The sequence below is a fragment of the uncultured Propionibacterium sp. genome, assembly GCF_963539965.1.
GTDB lineage: Bacteria > Actinomycetota > Actinomycetes > Propionibacteriales > Propionibacteriaceae > Propionibacterium.
The window spans coordinates 1-6165 of sequence record NZ_CAUTOU010000094.1; the positions used below are offsets into that span (position 1 = coordinate 1).

Consider the following 6165-nt stretch of genomic DNA (forward strand, 5'->3'; position numbering starts at 1 on the left):
GGCGCGGCGCGACCGGCCTGGTCGGCGCGGCCCTGCTGGTCATGACCGTCGCGGGCTGCTCGATGGGGCCCTGGGGCTCGGGCAGCGGCGAGCCGTCCCCGACCGGCGCGACGAGCGTCGCCGGGCCCAGCACGCGGACACCGGCCAGTGCGTCCAGCACCGCCTCGCCCGACGCGGCGTGCTCGGCCAAGGCCTCCTCGATGAGCCTGTCCGCCCAGGTGCAGACGCTCTACATGGGCGCCATCACGCAGGCCGCCCCCAGCGCCGCCGCCAACGAGCTCGGCCAGCAGATGGTCGGCTCGGTCATCCTCATGACCGACCCCGGTTCGATGAACGCCGCCGCCGCCCTGACCGGCGCCCTGCGCGCACAGGACCCGGACGTCCTCATCTCGGTCGACCAGGAGGGCGGCGAGGTGACGCGCCTGAACGGCAGCGGCTTCACCCGGATCCCGTCGGCGGCCGAGCAGGCCGGTCAGTCCGCCGACCGGATCCGCAGCGACTGGGCCGGCTGGGCCGGCGAGCTCGACCGGGCCGGCGTCGACTACAACCTGGCGCCCGTCGCGGATGTCGTCACCGCCGACATGGCCTCGGCGAACCAGCCGATCGGCCAGCTCGGCCGCGGCTACGGCCAGACGGCCGCCGATGTCACCGCCGATGCGGGCGCCGCAATCGCGGGCATGCACGACTCGGACGTGCTCACCAGCATCAAGCACTTCCCGGGCCTGGGCGCTGTGACGGCCAATACCGACTACGCCGCGGCGACCGACAGCACCACCACCGCCGACAGCGACGCGGTCAGGGTCTTCGCCGACCTGTCGGGCAGCACCGACTCGGTGATGATCGGCTCGGCCATCTACCAGCAGATCGATCCCGGCGGCCCGGCGGTGTTCTCCTCCACGATCATCACCGATCTGCTGCGCAACAGGATCGGCTACGGCGGTGTCGTCGTCTCCGACGATCTCGGCTCCGCAGTCGCGCTCGAGGACTACCCGGCCGCCGAACGCGGCACGCTCTTCCTGCGGGCCGGCGGGGACCTGGCGCTCGACGTCGACCCGTCCACCGTCAACTCGATGGTGCAGAACACGATCACGGCGGCCCAGTCCGACCGGGAGTTCGCCGCCCGGATCACCGACAAGGCCTCGCGCGTGCTCTCCCTGAAGCAGCGGGCGGGCGTCATCAGCTGCAGCTGATGCTCCGCCGCCACGGCCCCTCGCGTGCGGGCACCGGGCCTGCGGACGCGCCGCGGTGCCGGCCGATGCTGCGGTGCGCGCAGACGGAGCGGTCCGGGAGGCCGCCGGATGGCGGGGCGGTGTTCGCGGGAGCGGCGCCCGCCGGGGCGGTGCCCGACCCCGGGATCGGCGCCGGCTGGTAACGTTCGGCGTGGCACGGGGTGCCCAGAAGGCTGAGATCACACCCGCTGAACCTGTCCAGTTAGCACTGACGAAGGGATGTCGCATGTCTCACGCGACCGCACGCACCGTACTCGACCAGGTGAGGGCCGCGGCGCCCCTGGTCGGGTGCATCACCAACTCGGTGGTCACCAATTTCACCGCCAACGTCCTGCTCGCCCTCGGCGCGGCGCCGGCCATGGTCGACATCATCGGCGAGGCCGGACCGTTCGCCGCCGCGGCCGACGGGCAGCTCATCAACGTCGGCACCCCCGGTCCCGAGCAGCGCGGCGCCTCCATGGACGCCGCCGTGGCCGCCGGCCGGGCCGGCACCCCGTGGGTCCTCGACCCGGTGGCGATCGGCCGGCTCATACAGCGCACCGCACTGGCCCACCAGCTCGTCAAGAGACGGCCGACGGCCGTGCGGGGCAATGCCTCCGAGATCATCGCCCTGGCCGGCCTCGGCCCCGGGGGACGGGGAGTCGAGAGCTCCGACGAGGTCGAGTCCGCGCTCGGCGCCGCCCGCTCGATCGCCGAGCGCTTCGGCTCCGTCGTGGCCGTCTCCGGGCCCACCGACGCCATCGTCTCGGCCGATCGCGTCGCGCGCGTCGGCGGCGGCTCGGCCATGCTCACCCTCGTCACCGGCGGCGGCTGCGCCCTCGGCGCCGTCATCGCCGCCTTCCTCGCGGCCGGGCGCGCCGCCGGGGTCGACGCCTTCGACTCGGTCGTGGCCTGTCACGCCGTCTACTCGGCGGCGGCCGAGATCGCCGCGGAGAACTCCTCGGGCCCGGGCTCCTTCCAGCCGGCCTTCCTCGATGCCCTCCACGGCCTGAGCGGCGCCGATCTCGACCGGATCGCGCTGTCATGAGGCCGGCACCCGATCTGAGCCTGTACCTGGTCACCGACGAAGCCCAGTGCGCCTCGGCCGGCCGCAGCGTCCTCGAGACGGTCGTCGCGGCCGTCGACGGCGGCGCCACCTGCGTGCAGCTGCGCGCCAAGGGCGCCGACGGCGGCCCCTTCCTGAGGCAGGTGCTCGAGGTCTGCGAGGCCGTCGGCGGGCTCGTGCCCGTCATCGTCAACGACCGCGTCGACGTCTTCCTGGCGGCCCGGGCCGATGGCGCGGCCGTGGCCGGCGTCCACGTCGGCCAGTCCGATCTGCCGGTGGGCGTCGTGCGCGAGCTGATCGGCGGGGACGCCTTCCTCGGCCTGTCAGCCCGCACCGCCGACGAGGTCAGGGCGGCCGCCGTGGGCGGCGCCTGCGATCATCTCGGCATCGGGCCGGTGCACACCACCGCCACGAAGACCGACATCCCCGACGGCGTCGGCGTCGCCGAGGTCGCCCGTGTCGCCGCCCTGGTCGAACTGCCCGCCGTGGCCATCGGCGGGGTCAAGACCGTCGACATGGCACCGCTCGCCTCGGCCGGCCTGGCCGGCGGGGCCGTCGTCTCGGCCATCTGCTGCGCGCCCGATCCGCGGGCCGCCGCCGCCGAGCTGCTCGCCGCGTGGCGGGAGGGCCTGCGATGACCGTCACCGCGCTGTCCATCGCCGGGTCCGATCCCAGCGGCGGGGCCGGCATCCAGGCCGATCTGAAGTCCTTCAGCGCCAACGGCGCCTACGGCATGGCCGTCATCACGGCGCTGACCGCCCAGTCCACCCGGGGCGTCGCCGGCGTGCACGCCGTCCCCGTCGACTTCGTGCGCGCCCAGCTCGACGTGCTCCTGGCCGACGTCGTGCCGGACGCCACCAAGATCGGCATGCTCGCCACCGCCGAGCTGGCCCGGGCCGTCGGCGACTACCTGCCCCGGCTGGCGAACACCGTCCTCGACCCGGTCATGGTCGCCACCAGCGGCGACGCCCTGCTCGATGCGGACGCGGTCGAGCAGGTGCGCCGGCTGTGCGCCGTCGCCGATCTCATCACACCGAACCTGCCCGAGACCGCCGTCCTGCTCGACCGGGCGCCGGCCACCGACGTGGACGGGCTCGTCGAGCAGGCCTGCGCCCTGCGCGGCATCGGGGTGCGGCGGGCGCTCGTCAAGGGCGGGCACCTGGACGAGGGGGCCACCGACGTCTACGTCGACGAGAACGGCCCGGTGCTGCTGGACGGGCGCCGCGTCCCCACGGTGAACACGCACGGCACCGGCTGCACCCTGTCGTCGGCCATCGCCGCGCTGCGGCCCCGCCGGGACGGCTGGGCGGAGGCCGCGAAGCAGGCGAAGGACTACGTGACGGGCGCCATCGCCGCCGCCGACGAGCTGGGGGTCGGCCACGGCCACGGCCCCGTCCACCACTTCCACGCGCTGTGGCCGAAGGAGACGCCCTGATGACGTTCACGGAACGGGCATGGGAGCGCACCGCGCCGATCAGGGCCGCGATCGACGAGCTGCCCTTCATCAGGGCCCTGGCCGACGGCTCCCTGACGGGGGAGCGCTTCGGCTACTACCTGGGCCAGGACGCGCTCTACCTGGGCCAGTACGCCCGCGTGCTGGCCGGGGCCGCCGCCCTGGCGACCGACCCCGACGAGCTCGTCTTCTGGGCGGAGCGCGCCCGGGACGCCATCGTCGTGGAGCGGTCCCTGCACGCCCAGCACGTCGACCTTGCGGCCGGCGCCGCCGCCTCGCCCAGTTGTGCGGCCTACACGTCCTTCCTGCTGGCCCGGCGGTTCGGCGAGTACGGGGTCCTCGCCGCCGCGGTACTGCCGTGCTTCTGGATCTACCAGGACGTGGGCGCCTCGCTGCTGGCCGTGGCCGGTGACCCGTCCGCCCACCCCTACGGCGACTGGATCGGCGCCTACGCCGATCCCGCTTTCGCCGAGCAGACCCTGAGGGTGCGCGCCATCGTCGACCGCGAGGCTGCGGCAGGCGGCGGGCCGCTGCGCGAGCGCATGCTCGCGGCCTACGAGCAGGCCAGCCGCTACGAGTGGATGTTCTGGGACGCGGCCTGGCGGATGGAGGGCTGGCCGGTCCGGGGCCGGACCGCTCAGCCCAGGCGGCCGGTGATGTAGTCCTCGGTCTGCTGGTGGCGGGGGTTCGAGAAGACCGTCGCGGTGTCGTCGTACTCCACCAGGCGGCCGGGCGTGCCGGGACCGTCGGTGCTGAAGAACGCCGTGCGCTCGCTGACCCTGGCCGCCTGCTGCATGTTGTGGGTGACGATGACCACCGTGCGGTCCTCGCGCAGACGCCCGATGAGCCCCTCGATGGTCGCCGTCGAGATGGGGTCGAGCGCCGAGCAGGGCTCGTCCAGCAGCAGCACCTCGGGCTCGACGGCGATCGCCCGGGCGATGCACAGGCGGCGCTGCTGGCCGCCCGACAGGCCGGTCGCCGGCTCGCCCAGCCGCCGGCTGACCTCCTCCCACAGGTTCGTGCTGCGCAGGCTCGACTCGACGAGGGCGTCGGCCCGGTCCCGCCCGATGCGGCGATCGGACAGGCGGACGCCGGCCAGTACGTTGTCGCGGATCGACATGGTGGGGAAGGGATTCGGCTGCTGGTAGACCATGCCGATGCTGCGGCGCACCCGCACCGGGTCGACCGCGCGGCCGTAGACGTTCGTGCCGTCCAGGAGCACGCGCCCCTGGACGCGGGCGCTCGGGATGAGCTCGAGCATGCGGTTCATGGCGCGCAGCATCGTCGACTTGCCGCAGCCGGACGGGCCGATGAGGGCCGTCACCGAGCGCGGCTCGATCGTCATGCTCACGTCCTGCACTGCCAGGAGATCGCCGTAGCGGACGCTCAGATGCCTCAGTTCAATGCGTCGGGCCATCGGGGCTCCTCACGTGCCGTCCTTCGGGCCGAGGCGCGCCGGGACGGCCCGGGCGACCAGGTCCAGCACGACGACGATGGCGACCAGCCACAGTGCGCCCGCCCACCGACCGGACGCACTGCCGGCCGTGAACCGGCCGGTGATCCAGACCGGCAGGCTGTTCAGGGCGGGGCGTTCGGCCGGGCCGGCCACGACGAGCATGAGCGAGGCGGCGCCGATCGCCCGGGAGACGGCCAGGACGGCCGACGAGACCAGGCCGGCCGAGGCGGCCGGCAGCACCACGCGCAGGATGACCGACCGCTTCTGAGCGCCGAGCGCCAGCCCCTGCTCGCGCAGGGCGGTGGGCACGAGGCCGAGCATGCCGGTGGCGCCGCGCATGATGTACGGGATCATCAGGGCGCACAGTGCGATCACGGCTCCCGCGCGCCCGGGGGCGCGGGCCGGGCCGGCCACCAGGATGAACAGCATGAGGACGAGCAGGCCCGCGACGAGGGAGGGGACCGAGACCGCGGCGTCCGCCAGGGACGAGGCGATGCGGGCGCTGCGGCGGCTCGCGTACTCGGAGGACCACACGGCGCAGGCCAGCCCGACGGGCACCGAGACGGCGGTCGCGATGACGATGGTCGCCGCGGTCCCGCCCACGGCGTCCACCACGGGGGAGGCGAGGAATTCGCCGGGGTCGGCGGCCGCGGCGGGGACTGCTCGCACCAGCAGTGCGACCAGCGGCAGCGCCGTCAGCCCGAAGGCCACCGCGCACAGGTCGTGGCAGCCGGCCCCCACTGCGCTGCGCGCCCCCTCGACGGCCAGTACGACGAGGGGGTGGACGAGCAGATACGCGAAGACACCGCCGGCGAGCACGCCGAGCGGGCTCCCGCCGGCCGACAGGACCTGGAGCAGGGCGGCGACGAGCAGGCAGGCGGGCGCCAGCACGGCGCCGGCCCAGCGGGGCAGGCGGTTGGCGGTGAGCGATCCCTCGAGGACGCGCTCCAGGGCGGCGAGCCGCCGTGCACGGCCGCCCGCG

7 protein-coding genes and 1 riboswitch are annotated in these 6165 nt (G+C 74.5%); of the genes, 5 read left to right on the top strand and 2 right to left on the bottom strand.

Going from position 1 to position 6165, the window contains the following annotated elements:
• From R2N01_RS10790 to R2N01_RS10810, 5 genes are all read left to right on the top strand, one after another.
• The coding region (locus tag R2N01_RS10790) for a glycoside hydrolase family 3 N-terminal domain-containing protein (protein ID WP_316671061.1) at nt 1-1190 on the top strand (1190 nt) is incomplete at its 5' end.
• Between the two features lie 186 nt (nt 1191-1376).
• Nucleotides 1377-1466: riboswitch (TPP riboswitch) on the top strand.
• Nucleotides 1456-2256, top strand: a complete 801-nt coding sequence (gene thiM, locus R2N01_RS10795) for a hydroxyethylthiazole kinase (RefSeq protein ID WP_316671062.1) — start codon at nt 1456-1458, stop codon at nt 2254-2256. It overlaps the preceding riboswitch by 11 nt.
• Entirely contained in the window at nt 2253-2912 is a 660-nt protein-coding gene (gene thiE, locus R2N01_RS10800; protein ID WP_316671065.1) for a thiamine phosphate synthase, read from the top strand. Before thiM ends, thiE begins: the two co-directional genes overlap by 4 nt.
• Complete coding sequence (gene thiD / locus R2N01_RS10805) at nt 2909-3709, top strand: bifunctional hydroxymethylpyrimidine kinase/phosphomethylpyrimidine kinase (protein ID WP_316671068.1); 801 nt, start codon at nt 2909-2911, stop codon at nt 3707-3709. The genes thiE and thiD overlap by 4 nt, the downstream gene beginning before the upstream one ends.
• A complete protein-coding gene (locus R2N01_RS10810; protein WP_316671070.1) occupies nt 3709-4389 on the top strand; it encodes a TenA family protein in 681 nt (226 codons plus the stop codon). The genes thiD and R2N01_RS10810 overlap by 1 nt, the downstream gene beginning before the upstream one ends.
• Here the strand turns inward: R2N01_RS10810 and R2N01_RS10815 are convergent.
• Together R2N01_RS10815 and R2N01_RS10820 are read right to left on the bottom strand one after the other, a co-directional pair.
• Complete coding sequence (locus tag R2N01_RS10815; protein WP_316671073.1) at nt 4365-5144, bottom strand: phosphate ABC transporter ATP-binding protein; 780 nt, start codon at nt 5142-5144, stop codon at nt 4365-4367. The two genes, R2N01_RS10810 and R2N01_RS10815, sit on opposite strands and share 25 nt — an antisense overlap.
• 9 nt (nt 5145-5153) lie before the next feature.
• The coding region (locus R2N01_RS10820; protein WP_316671075.1) for an ABC transporter permease subunit at nt 5154-6165 on the bottom strand (1012 nt) is incomplete at its 5' end.